The following is a 23041-nucleotide window of genomic DNA, read 5'->3' on the forward strand; positions in this document are numbered from 1 at the left end:
ATTACTCACTAAGATGGATCGGGACAAGAATAAAAAACAGGCGCGAGGTTGCACATGCCATCAGCCGATTCTGTCTTCGACTACGTGGTCGTAGGGGCCGGCCCCGCCGGATGCCTGCTGGCCAATCGTTTGTCCGCCGACCCTTCCTGCCGCGTGCTGCTGCTGGAGGCGGGTGGCCGTGACAATTATCCCTGGATCCACATCCCCGTTGGTTACCTCTACTGCATCGGCAACCCGCGCACAGACTGGTGCTTCAAGACCGAGGCACAACCTGGCCTCGGCGGTCGCGCTTTGGGTTATCCAAGGGGCAAGGTGCTAGGTGGCTGTTCGTCGATCAACGGCATGATCTACATGCGGGGCCAAGCCGCCGACTACGACCATTGGGCCGCGCAAGGCAACGACGGCTGGGCGTGGAAAGATGTGTTACCGCTGTTCAAGGCCAGCGAAAACCACTTTGCAGGCGCCAGCGAGCACCACGGCGCGGAGGGCGAATGGCGGGTCGAGCGGCAACGCTACAGCTGGCCGATCCTTGATGCTTTCCGAGATGCCGCCGAGCAGAGCGGTATTGGCAAGGTCGACGATTTCAACACCGGCGACAACCAGGGTTGTGGATATTTTCAGGTCAACCAGCGCAGTGGTGTGCGCTGGAATGCTTCCAAAGCTTTCCTGCGGCCGATCAAGGATCGCGCCAACCTCACTGTGCTGACCGGCGTGCAGGTTGACCAAGTACTGCTCGACAACACCCGCGCAAGGGCGGTGAAGGCGCTCTGGCAAGGGGCCTGGCATGAGTTTGCGGCGCGCCGCGAGATCATCCTCTGTGCTGGGGCGGTAGGTTCACCGGGCATCCTCCAGCGCTCCGGCATCGGCCCGCGCCAGTTGCTGGAAAGCTTGGGTATTGGTGTTCGCCACGACATGCCAGGCGTTGGTGGCAACTTGCAGGACCACCTGCAACTGCGCCTGATCTACCAGATCCGCAACACCCGTACCTTGAACCAGATGGCCAACAGCCTGTGGGGCAAGATGGGCATGGGCCTGCGTTACCTCTACGACCGTAGCGGGCCGCTGGCCATGGCGCCGAGCCAGTTAGGCGCGTTCGTGCGTTCAAGCCCCGAACAGGCCACCGCCAACCTTCAGTATCACGTGCAGCCGCTGTCACTGGAACGCTTCGGTGAGCCGTTGCATCAGTTCCCGGCCTTTACTGCCTCGGTGTGCAACCTGCGCCCGGCCAGCCGCGGGCGCATCGACATCTGCAGCACCGACATGAACAGCACGCCGCGGATCGACCCCAATTACCTCAGTGCTCCGCAGGACTTGCGGGTTGCTGCCGATGCCATTCGCCTTACCCGGCGCATCGTCCAGGCCCCTGCCCTCGCCGCTTTCGAGCCCAAGGAATATTTGCCGGGCCCGGCGCTGCAAAGCGAGGAAGACCTGTTCGAGGCCGCTGGCAAGATCGGCACCACCATCTTCCACCCGGTCGGTACCTGTCGCATGGGCAACGGTGCCATGGACGTTGTGGATAACCAGCTGCGCGTGCATGGCATCCCCGGTCTACGTGTAGCCGATGCTTCGATCATGCCGCAGATAACTTCCGGCAATACGTGTTCCCCCACCCTGATGATCGCCGAAAAGGCGGCGCAACTGATCCTCAAAGGAGCTGCTACCCAGACCTACCTGAACCAAGACGCGTTACCGACGCCCTGACCCGGGTGCGTGCAGTACCGGCGGCTTGCGGTCAGAAGTCGCCGACAGTGGAACAACAAGAATAATCACTGTGGCCTAAGGGCCGAGGACAGCAACGATGTCGGATTACATCCAAGAGCAGGGGGCGGCGGCCAGTAGCTCCAGCCGCCGTGAAGAACGCAAGATCATTTTCGCGTCATCCCTCGGGACGGTTTTCGAGTGGTATGACTTTTTTCTCTATGGTGCGCTGGCAGCGGTCATCAGCAAGCAGTTCTTCGCTGGCGTGAACGATACCACCGCTTTCATCTTCGCCCTGATGGCCTTCGCTGCGGGCTTTCTGGTGCGGCCGTTTGGCGCGCTGGTGTTCGGCCGCCTGGGTGACATGATCGGGCGCAAGTACACCTTCCTGGTCACCATCGTGCTGATGGGCCTGTCCACTTTCGCTGTGGGGTTGTTGCCCACCTACGCCAGCATCGGCATCGCCGCACCGATCATCCTGGTGATCCTGCGCATGCTTCAAGGGCTGGCGCTGGGCGGCGAGTATGGCGGTGCAGCCACTTACGTGGCCGAGCATGCGCCGCCTGGCAAGCGTGGCTTGCACACTGGTTTCATCCAGTCCACCGCAACGCTGGGCCTGTTGTTGTCGCTCTTGGTGGTGCTGGGTAGCCGGTATATCAGTGGCGACCAGTTCGAAACCTGGGGCTGGCGCTTGCCGTTCCTGCTGTCGATCGTGCTGTTGGCGATCTCCACCTGGATTCGCATGAGCATGCACGAGTCGCCGGCCTTTGTGAAAATGAAGGCTCAGGGCAAGGTCAGCAAGTCGCCCATCCGTGAGTCATTCACCTCCTGGCCAAACCTGAAAGTGGTGCTTACCGCCCTGTTCAGCATCAACGCGGGGCAGGCTGTGACCTTCTACACGGCGCAGTTCTACGTTCTGTTCTTCATGACCCAGATGCTGAAAATGGACTCGGCTCAGGCCAACACCCTGCTCATCATCAGCGTTGTGATTGGCGCGCCGTTCTTCGTGTTCTTCGGCTGGTTGTCCGACCGTATCGGCCGCAAGCCGATCCTGATGCTCGGCCTGTTGCTGGCCACGGTACTGTACTTCCCACTGTTCAAGGCGCTGAGCCACTACGCCAACCCGCAGATCGACGCTGCCAGCCGTCAGGCGCCGATCGTGGTCACCGCCGACCCGCAAGGCTGCACATTCCAGTTCGACCCCGTGGGCAAGGCTCGTTTTGACAGCCCGTGCGACAAGGTCAAGACCTTCCTGGTCAAGCAGGGCCTGCCGTACAGCTCGGTTAGCGTGGCCGGCAGTGAAGTGGTGGTCAACATCGGTGACAAGACCATCAACGGCTTTGACGAAACCGCCATGCGTGCTGCAATCGAGCAGGCTGGTTACCCGGCCAAGGCGGACCCTGCGCAGGTCAACCAGGTAATGGTGGTGGTACTGATCGTGGCGATGATCCTGATCGCGACCATGACCTATGGCCCGTTGGCGGCGGTGATGGTCGAGCTGTTCCCGACCCGCATCCGCTACACCTCGATGTCGCTGCCCTATCACATTGGTAATGGCTGGTTTGGTGGTTTCCTGCCTACCGTATCGTTTGCGCTGGTGGTCTATACCGGGGATATCTTCTACGGGCTGTGGTACCCGGTGCTGGTGACCGGGATCAGCCTGGTGGTTGGGATCTTCTGTCTGAGAGAAACCAAGGATGTAGATATCGACAAAGTCTGATGTCCACATGCCATAAAAAAACCGGCTGTAAAAGCCGGTTTTTTTATGCCTCAAAAAAACTTATGCACGATTTTCAGAAAAAATTCATACAAAGAAATAACTAGCAAATTCATACACTTAGATATCAATTCAAGCATTTAATCCAAAAACTGCACACAAGTTATCCACAGAAGGTCAAGCCATCTGCTCCTGAGGTTTTTCCGCAGCTGGCGGCAGCGATCCCATGGCCCGCTGGGTCGCTTCGTTCCAAGCTGCAGCGCGGTCGTTGAGTTCGGCAATGGCACGTGGCCCCGTGCCGTTGGCGTACATCGGCTCACCAATTACCACTTCGATTGTACCGGCACGCTTGCCCCAACCGGTCTTGGGCCAGAACTTGCCGGCGTTGTGGGCAATCGGCAGCACCGGCAGCCCGGCATTCACGGCCAGGGCGGTACCGCCGCGCGAGAACTTGCCGATGGTGCCGAACGGTACACGGGTGCCTTCTGGGAAAATCAGCACCCACGTCTTCTGCTTGAGCAGTTCGTCACCCTTGCTCGCTACCTGCCGTAGCGCTTCCTTTGGGTTGTCGCGGTTGATCGCGATGGGCCGCAGCATGGCCATGGCCCAGCCGAAGAACGGTACATACAGCAGCTCGCGCTTGAGCACCTGGCTAAGCGGCGAGAAGTACTGGGACAGGAAGAAGGTTTCCCAGGTGCTCTGGTGATTGGACAAAATCACGCAAGGCTCAGCTGGCACGTTCTCGGCGCCAGTGATCTTGTAGTCGATGCCCAGGATGGTGCGCACCAGAAACAGCGCGCAGCGGCACCAGTACACGTTGATGAACTTGTAGCGCTTGGGGAACGACAGGAACGGCGCGACGAAGAAGCTCAGCGAGCACCACAGCAGCGAACTGGTGCCCAGCAGCAGGTAAAAAAGAAAGATTCTGATCGCCTGCAGGATCGACATAGTGGCTTGTACCATTGCGGGGCATGCCCGCCTGAGAAAAATGCGCCAGAAGGCGCACTGTTTAAATTAGTTCTCTGGCGATAGCTGCCAGATCGTCGAAAATCAGTGTAGTTTCCGGGACGCCTTTTTCCAGGGTCCGCTCGCCCTTGCCGGTCTTCACCAGCACGGGTTGTGCACCGACGGCCAGGGCGGCCTCCAGGTCACCTTTGCTGTCGCCGACGAACCAGACGCCTTCAAGGCCGATCTGGTAATGCTCGGCGATCGCCCGCAACATGCCGGGCTTGGGCTTGCGGCAATCGCACCCTTCGTCCGGCCCATGCGGGCAATACACGATATGGCCCACCTCACCGCCCTGCTCGGCCACCAGCGCGCGCAGGCGCGCATGCATGGCCTCAAGGGTTGCCAGCGGATAGTAGCCACGGGCAATGCCGGACTGGTTGGTGGCCACGGCCACCGTCCAGCCCGCCTTGCTCAACTGCGCGATCGCATCGACCGAACCGGGGATCGGCACCCATTCTTCCAGCGTCTTGATGTACGCATCGGAGTCGTAGTTGATCACCCCGTCACGGTCGAGAATCAGCAGTTTCAAGGCTTACCCCAGCAGCGAAATGTCAGCCACGCCCAGGAACAGGCCGCGCAGACGGCTGAGCAGGGCATAACGGTTGGCACGTACCTTGGCGTCTTCGGCGTTGACCATGACCGCCTCGAAGAAGGCATCGACCGGGTCACGCAGGGCCGCCAGGCGGGCCAGCGATTCGCTGTACTGACGTGCTGCAGCCATCGGTTGCACGGCCTGGTCGGCCTGCTGGATGGCCGAGTACAGGGAGAACTCGTTGGCATTGTCGAAGTACTTCGGCTCGACCTGCTCGGCGATGGCTCCTTCGGCCTTGCTCAGCAGGTTCGACACGCGCTTGTTCACCGCGGCCAGGGCCTCGGCTTCCGGCAGTTTGCGGAACGCCTGCACGGCTTGTACGCGCTGGTCGAAGTCCAGGGCGGAGCCTGGCTGCAGTGCGCGTACCGACAGGTACGTGGCGACGTCGATGCCTTCGTCTTCGTAACGCGCGCGCAGGCGGTCGAAAATGAACTCCAGTACTTGCTCGGCCAGGCCGGGGGCCTTGATCTTGGCGCCGAACTGCTTGACCGCAAACTCAACCGCGCCGGTCAGGTCCAGGTCCAGTTGCTTCTCGATCAGGATACGCAGCACGCCCAGAGCAGCACGGCGCAGGGCGTACGGGTCCTTGCTGCCGGTAGGCAGCATGCCGATGCCAAAGATACCCACCAGGGTGTCGAGCTTGTCGGCGATGGCCACGGCAGCACCGGTCAGGGTCTGCGGCAGCTCGGCGCCTGCACCGCGCGGCATGTACTGCTCGTTCAGGGCCAGGGCTACGTCTTCCGGCTCACCGTCGTTGAGCGCGTAGTAGTAACCGGCAACACCCTGCATTTCAGGGAATTCGCCGACCATCTCGGTGGCCAGGTCGCACTTCGACAGCAGGCCGGCACGGCCAGCGCGCTGGGCGTCGCCGCCGATCAGCGGAGCAATGAAGGCGGCCAGCCTGGAAACACGTTCGGCCTTGTCGTACACGGTGCCGAGCTGAGCCTGGAACACCACGTTCTTGAGGCGCTCGTTGAAGGTTTCCAGTGGCTGCTTCTTGTCCTGCTTGAAGAAGAACTCGGCGTCGGTCAGGCGCGGGCGCACGACTTTTTCGTTGCCTTGCACGATCTGCTTCGGGTCGCGGCTTTCGACGTTGGCCACGGTAATGAAGCGCGGCAGCAGCTTGCCTTCGCTGTCCAGCAGGCAGAAGTACTTCTGGTTGTCCTGCATGGTGGTGATCAGGGCTTCTTGCGGCACCTCGAGGAAACGCTCCTCGAACGAGCACACCAGCGGCACCGGCCACTCGACCAGAGCGGTCACTTCGTCCAGCAGCGCCGGTGGCACGATGGCCGTGCCTTCCTGCTGCATGGCCAGCTCTGCGGTACGCTTGCTGATCAGCTCGCGGCGCTCGGCGAAGTCGGCCAGGACGTAGGCCTTGCGCAGGTCTTCGACGTAGTTGGCCGGGGTGGTGATGAGCACGTTTTCCGGATGGTGGAAGCGGTGGCCACGGGATTCACGCCCGGCCTTCTGCGACAGGATGGTGCAATCGACCACCTGATCGCCCAGCAGCATCACCAGCCATTGGGTCGGGCGCACGAACTCTTCACGGCTGGCCGCCCAGCGCATGCGCTTGGGAATCGGCAGGTCGTTCAGCGAATCTTCGACGATGGTCGGCAGCAGCCCAACGGTAGCCTTGCCCGGGATGTGCTGGGAGAAGCGCAGCTTGGGGCCGCTCTGGTCGATCTCGGCCAGTTCCACACCGCACTTCTTGGCGAAGCCCAGCGCAGCCTGGGTCGGCTCGCCTTCGGCGTTGAAGGCAGCCTGCAGGGGCGGGCCGTCGATGTTGATGCTGCGGTCAGGTTGCTGCACGTCCAGCTGGCGAATCAGCACGGCCAGACGACGCGGCGCGGCGTACACCTGCTTGCCGGTGTAGTTCAGGCCAGCAGCCTGCAGGCCTTTTTCGATACCGGCCAGGAAGGCGTCGCCAAGGCTGGCGAGGGCCTTGGGTGGCAGCTCTTCGGTGCCCAGTTCTACCAGGAAATCTTGAGCACTCATTGTGCAGCCTCCAGCTTAGCCAACACTTCGTCACGCAGTTCAGGGGTGGCCATCGGGAAGCCCAGGCGTGCGCGGGCTTGCAGATAGCTTTGCGCCACGTCCCGGGCCAGGGTACGTACACGCAGGATGTAACGCTGGCGCTCGGTTACCGAGATGGCGCGGCGGGCGTCCAGCAGGTTGAAGGTATGCGATGCCTTCAGGACCATTTCATAGGTCGGCAGCGGCAGCTCCAGCTTGATCAGGCGGTTGGCTTCGCTTTCGTAGAAATCGAACAGTTCGAACAGTTTGTCGACGTTTGCATGTTCAAAGTTGTAGGTCGACTGCTCCACCTCGTTCTGGTGGAACACGTCGCCATAGGTGACCTTGCCGAACGGGCCGTCGGCCCACACCAGGTCGTACACCGAATCGACGCCCTGGATGTACATGGCCAGGCGCTCCAGGCCGTAGGTGATTTCACCGGTGACCGGGTAGCACTCGATGCCGCCAACCTGCTGGAAGTAGGTGAACTGGGTGACTTCCATGCCGTTGAGCCAGATTTCCCAGCCCAGACCCCAGGCGCCGAGGGTCGGCGATTCCCAGTTGTCTTCGACGAAACGAATGTCGTGCACCAGCGGATCCAGGCCGATGGCTTTCAGCGAGCCGAGGTACAGCTCCTGGAAGTTGGCCGGGTTCGGTTTGAGCACCACCTGGAACTGGTAGTAGTGCTGCAGGCGGTTGGGGTTTTCGCCATACCGCCCGTCGGCAGGACGACGGCTAGGCTGCACATAGGCGGCGTTCCAGGTTTCTGGACCCACGGCGCGCAGGAATGTAGCGGTGTGGAAAGTGCCGGCGCCTACTTCCATATCGTAGGGCTGAAGTACCACACAACCTTGAGCTGCCCAGTAGTTCTGCAGGGCGAGGATCAGGTCTTGGAAGGTACGCACGGCTGGCGTAGGCTGGCTCACGAAATTCACCTGTATCTGGGGATGCGGATGTAAAGAGCGGGAGTATAACCTGATTCGCCTCGCCCTCTACTCATTGGAGCCTTATGCCACGCTGCTTTTGGTGTACCGACGATCCGTTGTACCAGGCCTACCACGACCAGGAATGGGGAATGCCACAGCGCGACCCGGCGTTGCTCTTCGAGATGCTTTTGCTCGAAGGGTTCCAGGCGGGGCTTTCGTGGATTACCGTTTTGCGCAAACGCGAGCGTTATCGCCAGGTGATGTACGGCTTCGACCCGGTAAAGCTGGCGGCCATGAGCGACGAACGCATCGAAGAATTGATGCAGGATGCAGGCATCATCCGCAATCGCCTCAAGCTCAAGGCCGCAAGGCGCAACGCCCAGGCCTGGCTGGCTGTGGATAACCCTGCCGAATGGCTGTGGTCGTTCGTCGGCGGCTCACCGAAGATCAACCACTTCAAGCAGCGCAGCGACGTGCCGGCGGTCACCGATGAAGCCAAGGCAATGAGCAAGGCCCTGCAGAAAGCTGGCTTCACGTTCGTCGGTCCGACCATCTGCTACGCCTTCATGCAGGCCACCGGCATGGTCATGGACCACACCACCGACTGCGATCGCTACGCCGCCTTGTTGCGCTGAGGGGTTACAATGCGCGCCTTGCTGAAATAAGGAATTCGCCTGTGGAAAAGTTCAAGGGCGCCCTGATGGTCGGGGTGCTGCGCCTGTTTGCCAAGCTGCCCTGGGGCGCTGTGCAGCGTGTCGGCACCGGTATTGGCTGGCTGATGTGGAAAATCCCCAACAGTTCGCGCAACGTGGTACGGATCAACCTGGCCAAATGCTTCCCGGAGATGGACCCGGTTGCCCGTGAGCAACTGGTGGGCCAGGCGCTGCGGGATATCGGTAAATCCTTTGTCGAAAGTGCCTGTGCCTGGATCTGGCCGCCGCAACGCTCGCTGGAGCTGGTCAAGGAAGTGCATGGCCTGGAAGTGCTGGAGCAGGCCCTGGCCTCGGGTAAAGGCGTGGTCGGCATCACCAGCCACCTGGGCAACTGGGAAGTGTTGAACCACTTCTACTGCAACCAGTGCAAACCGATCATCTTCTACCGCCCGCCGAAGCTGAAGGCGGTGGATGACCTGCTGCGCGAGCAGCGCGTGCAGATGGGCAATCGCGTGGCACCGTCGACCAAGGAAGGCATCCTCAGCGTGATCAAGGAAGTGCGCCGTGGTGGCCAGGTGGGTATTCCTGCCGACCCGGAGCCGGCGGAATCGGCGGGCGTGTTCGTACCGTTCCTCGGCACCCAGGCGCTGACCAGCAAGTTCGTGCCGAACATGCTGGCCGGTGGCAAGGCGGTAGGTGTGTTCCTGCATGCGCTGCGGTTGCCGGATGGCTCGGGCTTCAAGGTGTTCCTCGAAGCTGCGCCGGAAGAGATGTACAGCACCGATGTGAATGTGTCGGCGGCGGCGATGAGCAAGGTGGTCGAACGCTATGTGCGCGAGTACCCCAGCCAGTACATGTGGAGCATGAAGCGCTTCAAGAAGCGCCCGGCTGGCGAGCCGCGCTGGTATTAAGCCATTCACCGTCCTCTGTAGGAACGGGTTTACCCGCGAATGCGATGTTGGATTCACCGACGTATTCGCGGGTAAACCCGCTCCTACAGGGACCGCGTCAAGCCGATGTCTTGTTCAGCTTCTTGAGAAAAACGGTCATTTCTTTTTCGGCCTGCTTGTCACCATGGGCCTGCGCCGCCACGATCCCGTCTTCCCACGCTTTGCGCGCCGCCGCCAGCTCGCCCTGCAGCTGATAGGCCTTACCCAGCAGCTTCCATGCTGCCGAGTATTTCGGATCCTGCTCTACACAGCGTGCCAGGTGCACCGCTGCTTCAGCGCCGTTGCCTTCATCCAGCCAGGCCTTGCCCAGGCCAAACCTCAGCAGCGGGTTATCCACACCTTTGGCCAGCATCTTCTCCAGCGATTCGCGCATGCTCTTTTCTCCTAGAAGAAACTCAAGCCGACGTGGAACAGCTTCTCCACATCGCGAATATGCTTTTTATCCACAACGAAGAGGATCACATGGTCCCCTGATTCGATCATGGTGTCGTCATGGGCAATCATCACTTCTTCGTCACGGATGATCGCACCAATAGTGGTGCCCGGTGGCAGCGTGATGTCCTCGATTGCCTTGCCGACCACCTTGCTCGACTTCGAATCGCCATGTGCCACCGCCTCGATCGCTTCGGCCGCACCGCGGCGCAGCGAGTGCACACTGACGATGTCGCCACGACGGACGTGCGCCAGCAGTGTGCCGATGGTGGCGAGCTGCGGGCTGATGGCAATGTCGATATCGCCACCCTGTACCAGGTCGACATAAGCCGGGTTGTTGATGATGGTCATCACCTTGCCTGCGCCCAGGCGCTTGGCCAGCAAGGACGACATGATGTTGGCTTCGTCATCGTTGGTCAGGGCCAGGAAAATATCGGCGTCGGCGATGTTCTCTTCGAGCATCAGGTCTTTGTCCGAGGCGCTGCCCTGCAGCACCACAGTGCTTTCCAGGGTATCGGAGAGGTGCCGGCAACGCGCCGGGCTCATCTCGATGATCTTCACCTGATATCGGCTTTCGATGGCCTCCGCCAGGCGCTCGCCGATCTGCCCGCCGCCGGCGATGACAATGCGTTTATTGGTTTCGTCGATGCGGCGCAGTTCGCCCATCACCGCACGGATATCCTTCTTCGCGGCAATGAAGAACACCTCGTCGTCGGCTTCGATCACCGTGTCGCCACGCGGGGTGATCGGCCGGTCGCGGCGGAAGATGGCCGCCACGCGGGTGTCGACGTTGGGCATGTGCGCGCGGATCTGGCGCAATTGCTGGCCGACCAGCGGGCCGCCGTAGTAGGCCTTCACTGCCACGAGCTGGGCCTTGCCCTCGGCGAAATCGATCACCTGCAGCGAGCCTGGGTGTTCGATCAGGCGCTTGATGTAATTGGTCACCACCTGCTCGGGGCTGATCAGAACGTCGACCGGGATATGGTCGTTGTCGAACAGCTCTTCGCGGGTCAGGTAGGACGATTCGCGCACCCGTGCAATCTTGGTCGGGGTATGGAACAGCGAATAGGCCACCTGGCAGGCAACCATGTTGGTCTCGTCACTGTTGGTTACCGCCACCAGCATGTCGGCGTCGTCGGCACCGGCCTGACGCAGTACCGTCGGCAGTGAGCCACGGCCCTGGACGGTGCGGATGTCCAGGCGGTCGCCGAGGTCGCGCAGGCGGTCGCCGTCGGTGTCGACCACGGTAATGTCGTTGGCTTCGCTGGCCAGGTGTTCAGCCAGCGTACCGCCTACCTGCCCTGCGCCGAGGATGATGATCTTCATGCGCTACTCCCTATCCTTTGTTCTTATCCGCGCGAGGCGGCGATCTTGATCAGCTTGGCATAGTAGAAACCGTCGTGGCCGCCTTCCTGGGCCAGCAACTGACGGCCGTGGGGCTGGCGCAGGCCGGCTTCGGTCGCCAGGTCCAGCTCACGAGCGCCCGGGGTGCGCGCGAGGAAGGCTTTGATCACTTCAGTGTTCTCGGTCGGCAATGTGGAGCAGGTGGCGTATAGCAGCATGCCGCCCACTTCCAGGGTCGGCCACAGGGCATCGAGCAGCTCGCCTTGCAGCGTGGCCAAAGCCGGGATGTCGTCGGCTTGGCGGGTCATCTTGATGTCCGGGTGGCGGCGAATCACGCCGGTGGCCGAGCACGGCGCGTCGAGCAGAATGCGCTGGAATGGCTTGCCGTCCCACCAGCTGGCAGTGTCGCGGGCATCGCAGGCGATCAGCTCGGCGTCCAGTTGCAGGCGGTCGAGGTTTTCTCGCACGCGGGTCAGGCGCTTGGCTTCGAGGTCGATGGCCACCATGTTCGCCAGGCCAGCCTCGGCCTCCAGCAGGTGGCAGGTCTTGCCGCCCGGTGCGCAGCAAGCATCGAGCACGCGTTGGCCGGGGGCCAGTTCCAGCAGGTCGGCAGATAGCTGCGCAGCTTCGTCCTGCACGCTCACCCAGCCTTCGGCGAAGCCTGGCAGGCCGCGCACGTCGCAGGCTTCGGCCAGCACGATGCCATCCCGGCTGTACTGGCATGCGCTGGCGCCGATGCCGGCTTCGGCCAGCAGTGCCAGGTAGGCATCGCGGCTATGGTGACGGCGGTTGACCCGCAGAATCATCGGAGGGTGGGCATTGTTGGCGGCGCAGATGGCCTCCCACTGCTCTGGCCAGAAGGCTTTCAGCGCCTTCTGCAGCCAGCGCGGGTGCGCGGTACGCACCACCGGGTCGCGCTCCATGCCGGCGAGCAGCTCCTCGCCTTCGCGCTGGGCACGGCGCAGCACGGCATTGAGCAGGCCCTTGGCCCACGGCTTCTTCAGTTTGTCGGCACAGCCCACGGTCTCGCCGATGGCGGCATGGGCCGGAATGCGCGTGTAGAACAGCTGGTACAGGCCGACCAGCAGCAGCGCCTGAACATCGGCATCGGCTGCCTTGAAGGGCTTTTGCAGCAGCTGTGCGGCCAGCAGGTCGAGGCGTGGCTGCCAGCGTGCGGTACCGAACGCCAGGTCCTGGGTCAGGCCGCGGTCGCGTTCATCTACCTTGTCCAGTTGCGCCGGCAGCGAGCTGTTCAGCGAAGCCTTGCCGCTGAGCACAGCGGCCAGCGCACGGGCGGCGGCGAGGCGTGGGTTCATTGGCCCAGCACCTTGCCGGCGGCGAACTTCTCGCGGCGGCTGTTGAACAGGTCACTGAAGCTCAATGCCTTGCCGCCAGGCAGTTGCAGGCGGGTCAGGCTCAGGGCTTGGTCACCGCACGCAACTACGAGGCCGTCCTTGCTGGCGGAAAGTATCTCGCCTGGGGCGCCTTGGCCTGTGGACAGGTTGGCGGCCAGCACCTTGACGCTTTCACCATCCAGAGTGCTGTGACACACCGGCCATGGGTTGAAGGCGCGGATCAGGCGTTCCAGCTCGACAGCCGGGTGGGTCCAGTCGATACGCGCTTCGTCCTTGTTCAGTTTGTGCGCGTAGGTGGCCAGGGCATCGTCCTGTATTTCGCCTTGCAGCGAACCGTCAGCCAGGCCGGCGATGGCCTGAACCACTGCGGGCGGGCCCATTTCGGCCAGGCGATCGTGCAAGGTGCCGCCGGTGTCCTCGGCGCTGATCGGGGTGACTACCTTGAGCAGCATCGGGCCGGTGTCCAGGCCGGCCTCCATGCGCATCACGGTCACGCCGCTTTCGGCGTCGCCAGCTTCCACGGCACGCTGGATCGGCGCGGCACCGCGCCAGCGTGGCAGCAGGGAAGCGTGGCTGTTGATGCAACCCAGGCGCGGGATATCCAGCACCACCTGCGGCAGGATCAGGCCGTAGGCGACCACTACCATCAGGTCTGGTTTCAGTGCGGCCAGTTCGGCCTGCGCATCGGCATTGCGCAGGGTCTGCGGCTGGAACACCGGGATGTCATGGGCCACGGCCAGTGCCTTGACCGCACTTGGCATCAGCTTCTGGCCACGGCCGGCCGGGCGGTCGGGCTGGGTGTAGACGGCCACGATCTCGTAGGGGCTGTCGAGCAGGGCCTTGAGGTGTTCGGCGGCAAACTCTGGAGTGCCTGCAAAGACGATGCGCATGGAGTTCTCGCTTCAAAAAAGAAAAAGGCTTGCCGGAGCAAGCCTTCAGGAAGGTGGGGATCAGGCTTGCTGGCGATGCTGCTTTTCCAGCTTCTTCTTGATCCGGTCGCGCTTGAGCTGCGACAGGTAGTCGACGAACAGCTTGCCGTTGAGGTGATCGAATTCGTGCTGTACGCACACCGCCAGCAGGCCTTCGCATTCCAGTTCGAAAGGCTTGCCGTCGCGGTCCTGGGCCTTGACCCGGACACGCAGCGGACGGTCGACGTTCTCGTAGAAGCCCGGTACCGAAAGGCAGCCCTCCTGGTACTGGCCCATGTCATGGGTGAGCTCTTCGACCGACGGGTTGATGAAGACGCGCGGTTCGCTGCGGTCTTCGCTGAGGTCCATGACCACAACCTGCTTGTGCACGTTCACCTGGGTAGCGGCCAGGCCGATGCCAGGGGCTTCGTACATGGTTTCAAACATGTCGTCGATCAGCTGACGCAGGGCGTCGTCGAACTCCGTCACCGGTTTGGCGAGGGTGCGCAGGCGCGGGTCCGGGAATTCGAGAATGTTCAAGATGGCCATAAGGTCAGGCAGTCACTGTGCGTTCGGTTGAAAAGTCGGGTGGGAACCGGCCATTGCTGGCCAGCTCCCCCCTAAGAACCGTACGTGCGCCTTTCAGCGCATACGGCTCAAGCCTTCACTAAGCTTCCAATGGAAGCCGGTTTGCTCACGTGCAGACCACGCGTGTGGAGCTGGTTGTGACAATTAGGATGCAAGAGTACCCGATTGGCCAAAGCGTCACCACCGTCAACGGCCCGGTGGATGATGTGGTGGTCGTGCCACCCTGTTTCCTTGGTGATCGGTTGTTTGCAAAGCAGACACAGGCCGTTCTGGCTGGCGAATAGATTTCCGATTTGTTTCCGGTATTTCAGCTTATTCAGCATCCGGTCCATCCGGAGTTTTTCGCCCATGGCCTCCATGGCTGGATCGTAGGGATTGTATTCCCCACTCACCTTTTTGTGCCGCTCGATCGGAGTACTCGCAAGCGAGTACAACTCGAACTCCCGTTTCGTCCCATTTTCCTCCAACACTGTGGTCGCGAACACCCATTTCCTGTCCCCTGAGGCCCGAAAATACTTCTTCCTGACCCAGTCGAGGGACTTGTTTGGGTGCCGCCTCTTTGCCCACCGCCAGAGTTTGATAAACACTCTGTTGTCCATACGGCTGTACGCTTGTTTAGCAACTACTGGCTGGTGGTACAGAGCCCACCCTCTCAGCATTGGGTTTAGCATTCGGATCAAGTCGCCCTGCCTCACCGTCTTGTGAGAGTCGATCACTTCTCGAACCTTGCTATAGAACGCCTTAACGTTCTTCTTGCTCGGCTTGATCAGTAACGTTCCTTCGTATTTCCGGAAACTCCATCCAAGGAAGTCGAAGCCTTCGTCGATGTGAGCAACACGCGTTTTCTTGAGTGACAACCGCAATCCTCGCGTCGCGAGGAACTGTTCTACCCAAGGTTTTACTTCGTTCTCCAGCACCTCCGAGGAGGTGCCAGTAATTACGAAGTCATCTGCGTATCGCACCACATTCACCTTCAGTTTCTTCGCCCTTGTCACTCCTAGGTATTGCTTGAGGAGTGTTTCCAGACCATCCAGTGCCAGATTTGCCAACACCGGGGAGATAATTCCCCCTTGTGGCGTGCCTGCGTCCGTTGCGTGCAACTGCCCCTTGTGGATGACTCCAGCCTTTAACCACTGCTGAAGCATCCGGGTATCCGTAGGGGCGTTCCTTAGCAGCCATTCGTGGTTGATGTTGTCGAAGAACCCTTCGATGTCTGCGTCCAGAACCCAACAGGCGGAAGCCTGTTTGGAAAGACACAGGAAGAGCTGCGCCATCGCATCCGCCGTACAACGTTCGATCCTGAAGCCGTAGCTATTAGGATCGCCATGGGTTTCGGCGATGGGAGACAGGGCTAGCATGTACAGCGCTTGCATAGCCCTATCCGTCATGGTCGGTATGCCCAATGGGCGTTCCCGTCCATCCGACTTCGGGATGTAGACTCGCCGTAGTGGCCGAGCCCGGTAACCCCGCGTCTTCAACTGACCAACCGCGTTCCATTTCGCGATGGGTGTGTCCCAGAGTTGCTTATCGACTCCCGCCGTGCGGCTTCCCTGATTTTCCGTGACTCTCCGTACAGCCAAGTACCTGGCCGACTTCGAGCGAGTAAGCATTCGTTGCAGGGATTTAACCCTGCGCCATTTGCCTTCCCGACAAGCCTTCGCAATTCGCACCTGCATTCCCCGGACATTCCGCTGAACTCGACGCCAATCGACGTCATGCCACTGCTGCGGAGTGCCGGAAAGCGCAGACTCACCTTGCTGGCTGAGCTCTTTCATGCTGCTTTCCTCTCAAAGTGATACCACCCGAGCGGAAGGCGCACGTACCCCTGAGGGGCGCGTGCACCCCGTCAGGGTTGGATGATCAAGGGCCAATGAAGCCAGCCCTGAAGTTGATGAGACGGTCTCAGTCAGAGTCATTGCGACAGAAGACCACGCAGAAGTCTGCCCGGTTTCCCGTGGGGTGATGTTCCAACCCCTATCCAAGCCATTACAGCCTGGCGTTCGCTTTCTCTGCGATCCCATACCCGCACCGCCAACAGTGTTCCTTACGGTTCACCTGCCCAAAGGGCAGCGATACGGGCTTACCACGTTCCCTGTCTGTCACACGACTGGGTTAGGACCTACCTTTTTCACCGGGGATCTTGGAAGACGACGTATCCCCAGCTCAGACGGGGATATCCGATCACGTACCTTTTGGTTCAAGCCTGTCAGCAGCTTTGGCTTGGCTATGTTTACGGTGTTTATCAGTAGTTCACATATGTTGCCCATACCAGTCAGCCTAGCGCCTTAACCCGGCACTGCTCCGAGTCTCTGCACCCCTCCTCGCGGAGAGAATGCACCCGAGATGGGGGCTACATTGTCAGACGGGCTTCACACACCACCGTTGCCAGTAATGCATGCCGTCGTAGGCTACCGTTGGTCGCACAACGAGTCCGCTACTGCTCCGTGTGGGCGGCAGTTGGACAATGACAGACAGAGCTTCCGCTCATGTCTCCTGAGGAAAAGCCGAGCCAAGACGGTAATGACCGTTGGTCGGTTATTTGTTACCTCCTGCAATGAAAACGAGCAGGAGGTGACCCCTGCGGGGATCTACACTCCCGCGTGGGTTAAGTCTAAGAGGCCCTCCAAAACCGGGAGTGCCGGTTCTGCGGTCGTGCTACCGAGAGCTGAACGACCTTGGGTTTTGCCATCCGCCGCAGCGGTAAGTCCTTGAAGGCATTGGACTTCTGGGTTGGTTTTGTTTCTTGGGGATGGATACCCAAGTATTCGATTTCCTTGCAGAAATCCCATCAAGCTGGCCATACAGCTTGGTGGAGGAGACACGCTACGCGTGTCGCACCTGAGCACACATAATAAAGGGAAACGGGGATTTCGGCACCTGGCAAGCTCGTCTAGGGTGACTATGGGCTTGATAGCCCCCAATCAATGGACAGCTTTTCAAAGTGTTACTCACAGAGTTATCCACAGGTTGTGCCACGTAATTGGCCCCGTTTCGATCAAGGATGATCTCAATGCCCAGTCACCATTCGTCGCCCTGCCCGCCTGCCGAACTGGAGGCACGCTTACGCCTGCATCGCCTCCCCGATGCTGGACTGCGACGCTTTCGAACGTTGCTCGAAGCCTTCGGCAGTGCCTCCTCCGCGCTCAGTGCTCCCGCTTCGGCCTGGCGAGCGTTGGGCATTCCCCAAGCCACCATCGATGCCCGGCGCAGTGCCGAGGTACGCGATGGCGCACTGGCTGCTATGGCTTGGCTGGAGCGCCCTGGCCAGCATTTGCTGATGTGGGACGGCCCAGGCTACCCAGCTTTGCTGGCAGAAATCGACGATGCCCCGCCGCTGCTTTTCGTCGCTGTCGAACCAGCCTTGCTCGATCGTCCTCAGCTGGCCATCGTGGGCAGCAGACGTGCCACACCCCTGGCGCTCGACACCGCCCGGGCATTTTCCCGCTACCTCGCGCAGGCTGGTTTCACCATTACCAGCGGGCTGGCGGTAGGTGTCGACGGTGCCGCTCATCGGGCCGCGTTGCAGGCTGGCGGCGGCACGATTGCCGTGCTCGGTACGGGCTTGCAAAAACTTTATCCACAGCGCCATCGGGACCTTGCGCAGGCGATGATCGACAACGGCAGTGCGCTGGTTTCCGAGTATCCCCTGGATGCCGGGCCGCTGCCTGGCAACTTCCCCCGGCGCAACCGCATCATCAGTGGGCTGTCGCTCGGTGTGCTGGTGGCCGAGGCAAGCCTCGCCAGCGGCTCGCTGATCACGGCGCGTCTGGCGGCGGAACAAGGCCGCGAGGTGTACGCCATTCCGGGCTCCATTCATCACCCGGGGGCCAAGGGCTGCCACCAGCTGATTCGTGATGGGGCGCTGCTGGTGGAAACTGTGGAACAGATCCTGGAAAGCTTGCAGGGTTGGCAGAACCTGCCGCCTGCGGTTGTGGACAAATTCGACCACCCCCTGCTCGCCCTGCTGCATGCCGCACCCCAGACCAGTGAAAGCCTGGCCCACTGCAGCGAGCAGCCGCTGGCCGACGTGCTGGCGCAGTTGACCGAGCTGGAGCTGGAAGGCCGGGTCAGCAATGAAGCCGGGCGTTGGTTTGCCCGCGCGGGCTAAGTACACTGCGCACAAGCAAGGTATTCAGGCGGAGAAACAGCAATGGTGAGCAGTTTTCGTGTGCAACAAGCCGCACGTGAGATCCGGGCGGGCGCGGTGATCGCCTACCCGACGGAAGCGGTCTGGGGCCTGGGCTGCGACCCATGGAACGAGGACGCGGTGTATCGCCTGTTGGCGCTGAAGTCGCGTCCTGTGGATAAAGGGCTGATTCTGATCGCTGACAATATCCGTCAGTTCGACTTCCTGTTCGAGGACTTCCCCGAGGACTGGATCGACCGCATGAGCAGCACCTGGCCGGGGCCGAACACCTGGCTGGTGCCGCATCAGGACCTGTTGCCCGAGTGGGTGACCGGGCAGCATGACACGGTGGCGCTGCGGGTCAGTGATCACCCGGTGGTGCGTGAACTGTGCGCACTGGTGGGGCCGCTGATTTCCACCTCGTGCAACCCCGGCGGGCGCCCGGCGGCGAAGACCCGCTTGCGGGTTGAGCAGTACTTCCATGGCCAGTTGGACCTGGTGCTTGGCGGGGCGCTGGGCGGGCGGAAGAACCCGAGTGTGATTCGCGACCTGGCAACCGGCGAAGTCGTTCGCCCGGGTTGATACCAATCCACAGGCCTGGCTCGGGACTCGGGCCCCTGTGGGAGCGGGCGCGCCCGCGAAGAATACAACTCGGTGCCAGGCACGGGCTTCGCCCGTGTTCGCGGGCATGCCCGCTCCCGAAAGTGTCACGCACATGACTGCCCTTCGCAGCACGTTTGGTCGCGATGATGGCTATGGTAACGAGGTCTTCGATGAGGCGATTTTTGAACTGACGGCCCGCAAGCCCAAGGCAGAGCTCTATTCCATCATCCCGAAAGGGGATAGAAACAAGCCAAAAAATAAAGGCCGCTTAAGCGGCCTAAATGGCGGGGATGCACTCGCCCGGATAACTTGAAACTCAACCGGCGCACCAGCACTTCCTCAAGCAGAAATGCTACGTTTCCGAATCTGTACGGTCAAGCCGGGATCTTTTTCTCGCGTGCTGTAGATGGGCCTTCTGTGGCTTTCTAGGTGATCAGGGTTTTCTGATTATTGCCAAAATGTCTGTCCAGCTGGGCACTTCGGAAATATCCTACGACCCGCGTCCTCTGCCATCACCTTCTCAGTGGGAACCTCTGCCCCTAGGCTCAAACCGTCGCCGAACAACTTGGCGATCGGGTGTGGTAACCCGGGTTCTGGGTGATCTTGGCAGTCCATGGCGGCTGTTCGCAGGAGGCTTCGTGCCTGCTGGGTTTTAGATCTCCCACCCGGTTTACCACCCTGCGTACAGCTGCCACCCATTCGTGTGGTAACGGACTGGGTGGGGCCATGAAGCGAGATCTAGTGATGAAGAAGATTGTTCCTGATCCACCCCTACCCTGCACCTCCACCCGCCCCTTCGGCCGCTGCGATGCCGGCCACGATCCACTCTTCACCGTCAACCCAAACATTTCTGCCGAGGACGCTCTGGTCCACGTAGCCCTATACCTGCGCAGCGCTTACGAAACCGGCTACAAAGCTTTGGACTACATGCGTGAAGAAGGCCGTGGCATGTTCTGGTCGAACCTGCATGCGATTGAGATGGCAGAGGGTGTGATCGAGGCGATACTCGATGGCATCGAGTCGACGCCATCGCCGTCACGCCCAGCCTCCAAGGCATAGCGCTGCTATCGAGGCCGACTCAGTACCTGTGGGAGCGGGCGTGCCCGCGAACACCGGCAAAGCCGGTGCCATCCATCGCGGTGGCTTCTTCGCGGGTAAACCCGCTCCTACAGGGAATGTGTGTGGCTCAAGGAATCAGTACGGTCGACCCCACAGTCCTGCGCGCCGACAACTCCGCCTGCGCCTTGGCCGCCTCACTCAGCGGATACCGCTGCTGGATATCCACAGCCAGCTTGCCACTGCCAATCATCGCAAACAGGTCATCGGCCATGGCCTGGGTGTTCTCGGCATTGTTGGCATAGGTGGCCAAGGTCGGCCGGGTGACATACAGCGAGCCCTTCTGCGCCAGAATCCCCAGGTTCACCCCGCTCACCGCACCGGAAGCGTTGCCAAAGCTCACCATCAACCCACGCGGGCGCAGGCAGTCCAGCGAGGTCAGCCAGGTGTCGGCACCCACGCCGTCATACACCACCGGGCATTTCTTGCCGTCGGTCAGCTCCAGTACGCGCTTGGCCACGTCTTCACGGCTGTAGTCGATGGTCGCCCAAGCCCCCAGCGCCTTGGCCCGTTCGGCCTTCTCGGCAGAGCTCACGGTGCCGATCAGCTTGGCGCCCAGGGCCTTGGCCCATTGGCAAGCCAGCGACCCTACACCACCGGCTGCGGCATGGAACAGGATCACATCACCCGCCTTCACCTCATAGGTCTGCTTCAGCAGGTACTGTACGGTCAAACCCTTGAGCATCACCGCTGCCGCCTGCTCGAAGCTGATGGTGTCCGGCAGCTTGACCAGGTTGGCTTCCGGTAGCGTATGCACCTCGCTGTAGGCGCCCAGCGGGCCGCCGGCATGTGCCACACGGTCTCCTACCTTCAGCCGGGACACGCCTTCGCCCACGGCCTCTACCACACCTGCCGCTTCGGTACCCAGGCCAGAAGGCAGGGACGGCGGCGCATACAGCCCGCTTCGGAAGTAGGTATCGATGAAGTTCAGGCCGATCGCATGGTTACGCACACGCACCTGCTGTGGCCCGGGCGGGGTGGGTTCGAATTCCACAAACTGCAGCACTTCCGGGCCGCCATGCTGGCTGAACTGGATACGCTTGGCCATCTCGCACTCCTGTAGTCGGGATCGGGAAAGGCCTTCTATCGGACGCCTTTGCTTGGTCGTCGTCAACTGCGGCGCGCGCTGGCGGTGGTATGCTACGCGGCGAATTCTTCCCTGCCCGTTCCTGGTGACCCGATGACTAGCCGCACCGAGGCCGTGAAAGCCTACCTGCTCGACCTGCAAGACCGCATCTGCTCTGCCCTCGAAACAGAAGACGGCGGTGCCCGCTTCGTCGAGGACGCCTGGGTGCGCGAAGCCGGTGGCGGGGGCCGCACGCGGGTTATCGGTGAGGGCAACGTGATCGAAAAAGGCGGGGTCAACTTCTCCCATGTGTTTGGTAGCGGCCTGCCGCCGTCGGCCAGTGCCCACCGTCCCGAACTGGCAGGCCGTGGCTTCGAAGCCTTGGGTGTGTCGCTGGTGATACACCCGCACAACCCGCATGTGCCCACTTCCCACGCCAACGTTCGCTTCTTCATCGCCGAAAAGGAAGGTGAAGAGGCCGTATGGTGGTTTGGCGGCGGCTTTGACCTGACGCCATACTATGGCAACGAAGAAGACTGCATTCACTGGCACCGAGTGGCCGAGCAGGCTTGCGCGCCGTTTGGCGCCGACGTGTACCCGCGCTACAAAGCCTGGTGCGATCGCTACTTCCACCTCAAGCACCGTGGCGAGCCACGCGGTATCGGCGGCTTGTTCTTCGATGACCTGAACGAGTGGGACTTCGACACTTGCTTCGCCTTCATCCGCGCCATTGGCGATGCCTTCGTCGACGCCTACCTGCCAATCGTCCAGCGCCGCAAGAACACGCCCTACACCCCGCAGCAGCGCGAGTTCCAGGAATACCGCCGTGGCCGGTACGTGGAGTTCAACCTGGTCTATGACCGCGGCACCCTGTTCGGTCTGCAGTCCGGTGGCCGCACCGAATCCATCCTCATGTCGCTGCCACCGCAGGTGCGTTGGGGTTATGACTGGAAGGCCGCGCCCGGCAGTGAAGAAGCGCGCCTGACAGAGTACTTCCTGCAAGACCGCGACTGGCTCGGCCAGTAAGCCTGTGGATAAACAAGGAGCCGTCATGGACCAGTACGTCGTTTTTGGTAACCCCATCGGCCACAGCAAGTCGCCGCTGATCCACCGCCTGTTCGCCGAGCAGACCGGTCAGGACCTGGAATATGCCACGCTGCTGGCGCCGCTGGACGAGTTCAGCGACTGCGCGCGCGGCTTCTTCAAGCAAGGCAGTGGCGGCAATGTCACCGTGCCGTTCAAGGAAGAGGCCTTCCGCCTGTGCGACAGCCTGACCCCACGTGCCCGGCGCGCAGGCGCAGTGAACACGCTGAGCAAGCTGGCTGATGGCACCCTGCAGGGCGACAACACCGACGGCGCTGGCCTGGTGCGCGACCTGACGGTGAATGCCGGGGTCGAGCTGGCGGGCAAGCGCATTCTCATCCTCGGTGCCGGTGGCGCCGTGCGCGGCGTGCTGGAGCCTATTCTGGCGCACAAGCCGCAGTCGCTGGTGATTGCCAACCGTACCGTGGAAAAGGCCGAACAGCTGGCGCGCGAGTTCGATGAACTGGGGCCGGTTGTGGCCAGCGGGTTTGCCTGGTTGCAGGAGCCTGTGGATGTAATCATCAACGCCACCTCGGCGAGCCTGGCCGGGGAGTTGCCACCGATTGCCGACAGCCTGGTCGAGGCGGGTCGTACGGTTTGCTACGACATGATGTATGGCAAGGAGCCGACGCCGTTTTGCCAGTGGGCTACCAAGCTGGGGGCTGCCAAGGTACTGGATGGGTTGGGGATGCTGGCTGAGCAGGCAGCTGAAGCCTTCTTTATCTGGCGTGGCGTGAGGCCGGATACGGCGCCGGTGTTGGCTGAACTGCGCCGGCAACTCGCTCGGGGCTGAGCTGGCCGGGGCCGCTTGGCGGCCCTATCGGGAAGTGTCAGATTTTTTGTGTGCGGGCCGGTAACGGCCT

Annotated in this window: 21 protein-coding genes; 10 read left to right on the top strand and 11 right to left on the bottom strand. The window is 61.4% G+C overall.

Features of this window, described 5'->3' with window-relative positions:
* Positions 1–54 precede the first annotated feature (54 nt).
* Both LU682_RS00055 and LU682_RS00060 read left to right on the top strand, forming a co-directional pair.
* Positions 55–1701: a GMC family oxidoreductase gene (locus tag LU682_RS00055; protein WP_049588436.1), complete on the top strand. Its 1647-nt coding sequence runs from the start codon at positions 55–57 to the stop codon at positions 1699–1701.
* 97 nt (positions 1702–1798) lie between these two features.
* Complete coding sequence (locus LU682_RS00060) at positions 1799–3418, top strand: MFS transporter (RefSeq protein WP_010951466.1); 1620 nt, start codon at positions 1799–1801, stop codon at positions 3416–3418.
* Positions 3419–3592: 174 nt separating this feature from the next.
* Here the strand turns inward: LU682_RS00060 and LU682_RS00065 are convergent, their stop codons facing one another.
* Genes LU682_RS00065 through glyQ form a run of 4 tightly spaced genes read right to left on the bottom strand, consistent with a single transcriptional unit; the run spans position 3593 to position 7954 of the window.
* Complete coding sequence (locus tag LU682_RS00065) at positions 3593–4378, bottom strand: lysophospholipid acyltransferase family protein (RefSeq protein WP_010951467.1); 786 nt, start codon at positions 4376–4378, stop codon at positions 3593–3595.
* Between the two features lie 46 nt (positions 4379–4424).
* Positions 4425–4952, bottom strand: coding sequence for a D-glycero-beta-D-manno-heptose 1,7-bisphosphate 7-phosphatase (gene gmhB / locus LU682_RS00070; RefSeq protein WP_003253129.1), 528 nt, complete (start codon positions 4950–4952; stop codon positions 4425–4427).
* A gap of 3 nt (positions 4953–4955) precedes the next feature.
* The gene (glyS, locus tag LU682_RS00075) at positions 4956–7010 is read right to left on the bottom strand and encodes a glycine--tRNA ligase subunit beta (RefSeq protein ID WP_010951468.1); all 2055 of its coding nucleotides are present in this window, start codon (positions 7008–7010) and stop codon (positions 4956–4958) included.
* Entirely contained in the window at positions 7007–7954 is a 948-nt protein-coding gene (glyQ, locus tag LU682_RS00080) for a glycine--tRNA ligase subunit alpha (RefSeq protein ID WP_003253126.1), read from the bottom strand. The genes glyS and glyQ overlap by 4 nt, the downstream gene beginning before the upstream one ends.
* 83 nt (positions 7955–8037) lie before the next feature.
* On the opposite strand from glyQ, the gene LU682_RS00085 reads away from it, so the two are divergent.
* Positions 8038–8589: a DNA-3-methyladenine glycosylase I gene (locus tag LU682_RS00085; protein WP_010951469.1), complete on the top strand. Its 552-nt coding sequence runs from the start codon at positions 8038–8040 to the stop codon at positions 8587–8589.
* Positions 8590–8630: 41 nt separating this feature from the next.
* On the top strand, positions 8631–9518 hold the full coding sequence (locus LU682_RS00090; protein ID WP_010951470.1) for a lysophospholipid acyltransferase: 888 nt from the start codon (positions 8631–8633) through the stop codon (positions 9516–9518).
* 97 nt (positions 9519–9615) lie between these two features.
* On the opposite strand, the gene LU682_RS00095 is transcribed toward LU682_RS00090, so the two are convergent.
* The 6 genes from LU682_RS00095 to ltrA all read right to left on the bottom strand — a co-directional run bounded on the left by LU682_RS00095 (position 9616) and on the right by ltrA (position 15959).
* Positions 9616–9930, bottom strand: coding sequence for a tetratricopeptide repeat protein (locus LU682_RS00095; protein WP_010951471.1), 315 nt, complete (start codon positions 9928–9930; stop codon positions 9616–9618).
* Positions 9931–9941: 11 nt separating this feature from the next.
* Complete coding sequence (trkA, locus tag LU682_RS00100; RefSeq protein ID WP_010951472.1) at positions 9942–11315, bottom strand: Trk system potassium transporter TrkA; 1374 nt, start codon at positions 11313–11315, stop codon at positions 9942–9944.
* Between the two features lie 23 nt (positions 11316–11338).
* Entirely contained in the window at positions 11339–12649 is a 1311-nt protein-coding gene (rsmB, locus tag LU682_RS00105; protein ID WP_010951473.1) for a 16S rRNA (cytosine(967)-C(5))-methyltransferase RsmB, read from the bottom strand.
* Positions 12646–13578, bottom strand: coding sequence for a methionyl-tRNA formyltransferase (gene fmt, locus LU682_RS00110; RefSeq protein ID WP_010951474.1), 933 nt, complete (start codon positions 13576–13578; stop codon positions 12646–12648). Before fmt ends, rsmB begins: the two co-directional genes overlap by 4 nt.
* Before the next feature lie 60 nt (positions 13579–13638).
* Positions 13639–14145 carry a peptide deformylase gene (gene def / locus LU682_RS00115; RefSeq protein ID WP_003253111.1) on the bottom strand — a complete coding sequence of 169 codons (507 nt, stop codon included), beginning with the start codon at positions 14143–14145 and terminating at the stop codon, positions 13639–13641.
* A gap of 107 nt (positions 14146–14252) precedes the next feature.
* On the bottom strand, positions 14253–15959 hold the full coding sequence (gene ltrA / locus LU682_RS00120; RefSeq protein WP_054925521.1) for a group II intron reverse transcriptase/maturase: 1707 nt from the start codon (positions 15957–15959) through the stop codon (positions 14253–14255).
* A 1235-nt stretch (positions 15960–17194) separates the two neighbouring features.
* Here ltrA and dprA point away from each other — a divergent pair.
* The 4 genes from dprA to LU682_RS00140 all read left to right on the top strand — a co-directional run bounded on the left by dprA (position 17195) and on the right by LU682_RS00140 (position 19972).
* Positions 17195–18292, top strand: coding sequence for a DNA-processing protein DprA (dprA, locus tag LU682_RS00125; RefSeq protein WP_232914937.1), 1098 nt, complete (start codon positions 17195–17197; stop codon positions 18290–18292).
* Positions 18293–18334: 42 nt separating this feature from the next.
* Positions 18335–18892 carry an L-threonylcarbamoyladenylate synthase type 1 TsaC gene (gene tsaC / locus LU682_RS00130; protein WP_010951476.1) on the top strand — a complete coding sequence of 186 codons (558 nt, stop codon included), beginning with the start codon at positions 18335–18337 and terminating at the stop codon, positions 18890–18892.
* Positions 18893–19025: 133 nt separating this feature from the next.
* On the top strand, positions 19026–19226 hold the full coding sequence (locus LU682_RS00135) for a hypothetical protein (RefSeq protein ID WP_003253106.1): 201 nt from the start codon (positions 19026–19028) through the stop codon (positions 19224–19226).
* Between the two features lie 431 nt (positions 19227–19657).
* A complete protein-coding gene (locus LU682_RS00140; RefSeq protein ID WP_172835044.1) occupies positions 19658–19972 on the top strand; it encodes a hypothetical protein in 315 nt (104 codons plus the stop codon).
* Between the two features lie 127 nt (positions 19973–20099).
* Here LU682_RS00140 and LU682_RS00145 read toward each other — a convergent pair whose 3' ends face one another.
* Positions 20100–21077, bottom strand: a complete 978-nt coding sequence (locus LU682_RS00145) for an NADPH:quinone reductase (RefSeq protein WP_010951478.1) — start codon at positions 21075–21077, stop codon at positions 20100–20102.
* A 132-nt stretch (positions 21078–21209) separates the two neighbouring features.
* Here LU682_RS00145 and hemF point away from each other — a divergent pair, with 132 nt between their 5' ends.
* The gene (gene hemF / locus LU682_RS00150) at positions 21210–22121 is read left to right on the top strand and encodes an oxygen-dependent coproporphyrinogen oxidase (RefSeq protein ID WP_010951479.1); all 912 of its coding nucleotides are present in this window, start codon (positions 21210–21212) and stop codon (positions 22119–22121) included.
* A 25-nt stretch (positions 22122–22146) separates the two neighbouring features.
* Complete coding sequence (aroE, locus tag LU682_RS00155) at positions 22147–22971, top strand: shikimate dehydrogenase (RefSeq protein WP_010951480.1); 825 nt, start codon at positions 22147–22149, stop codon at positions 22969–22971.
* Positions 22972–23041: the final 70 nt, after the last annotated feature.

Origin of the sequence: Pseudomonas alloputida, from assembly GCF_021283545.2 — a bacterium.
Taxonomy (GTDB): Bacteria; Pseudomonadota; Gammaproteobacteria; order Pseudomonadales; family Pseudomonadaceae; genus Aquipseudomonas; species Aquipseudomonas alloputida.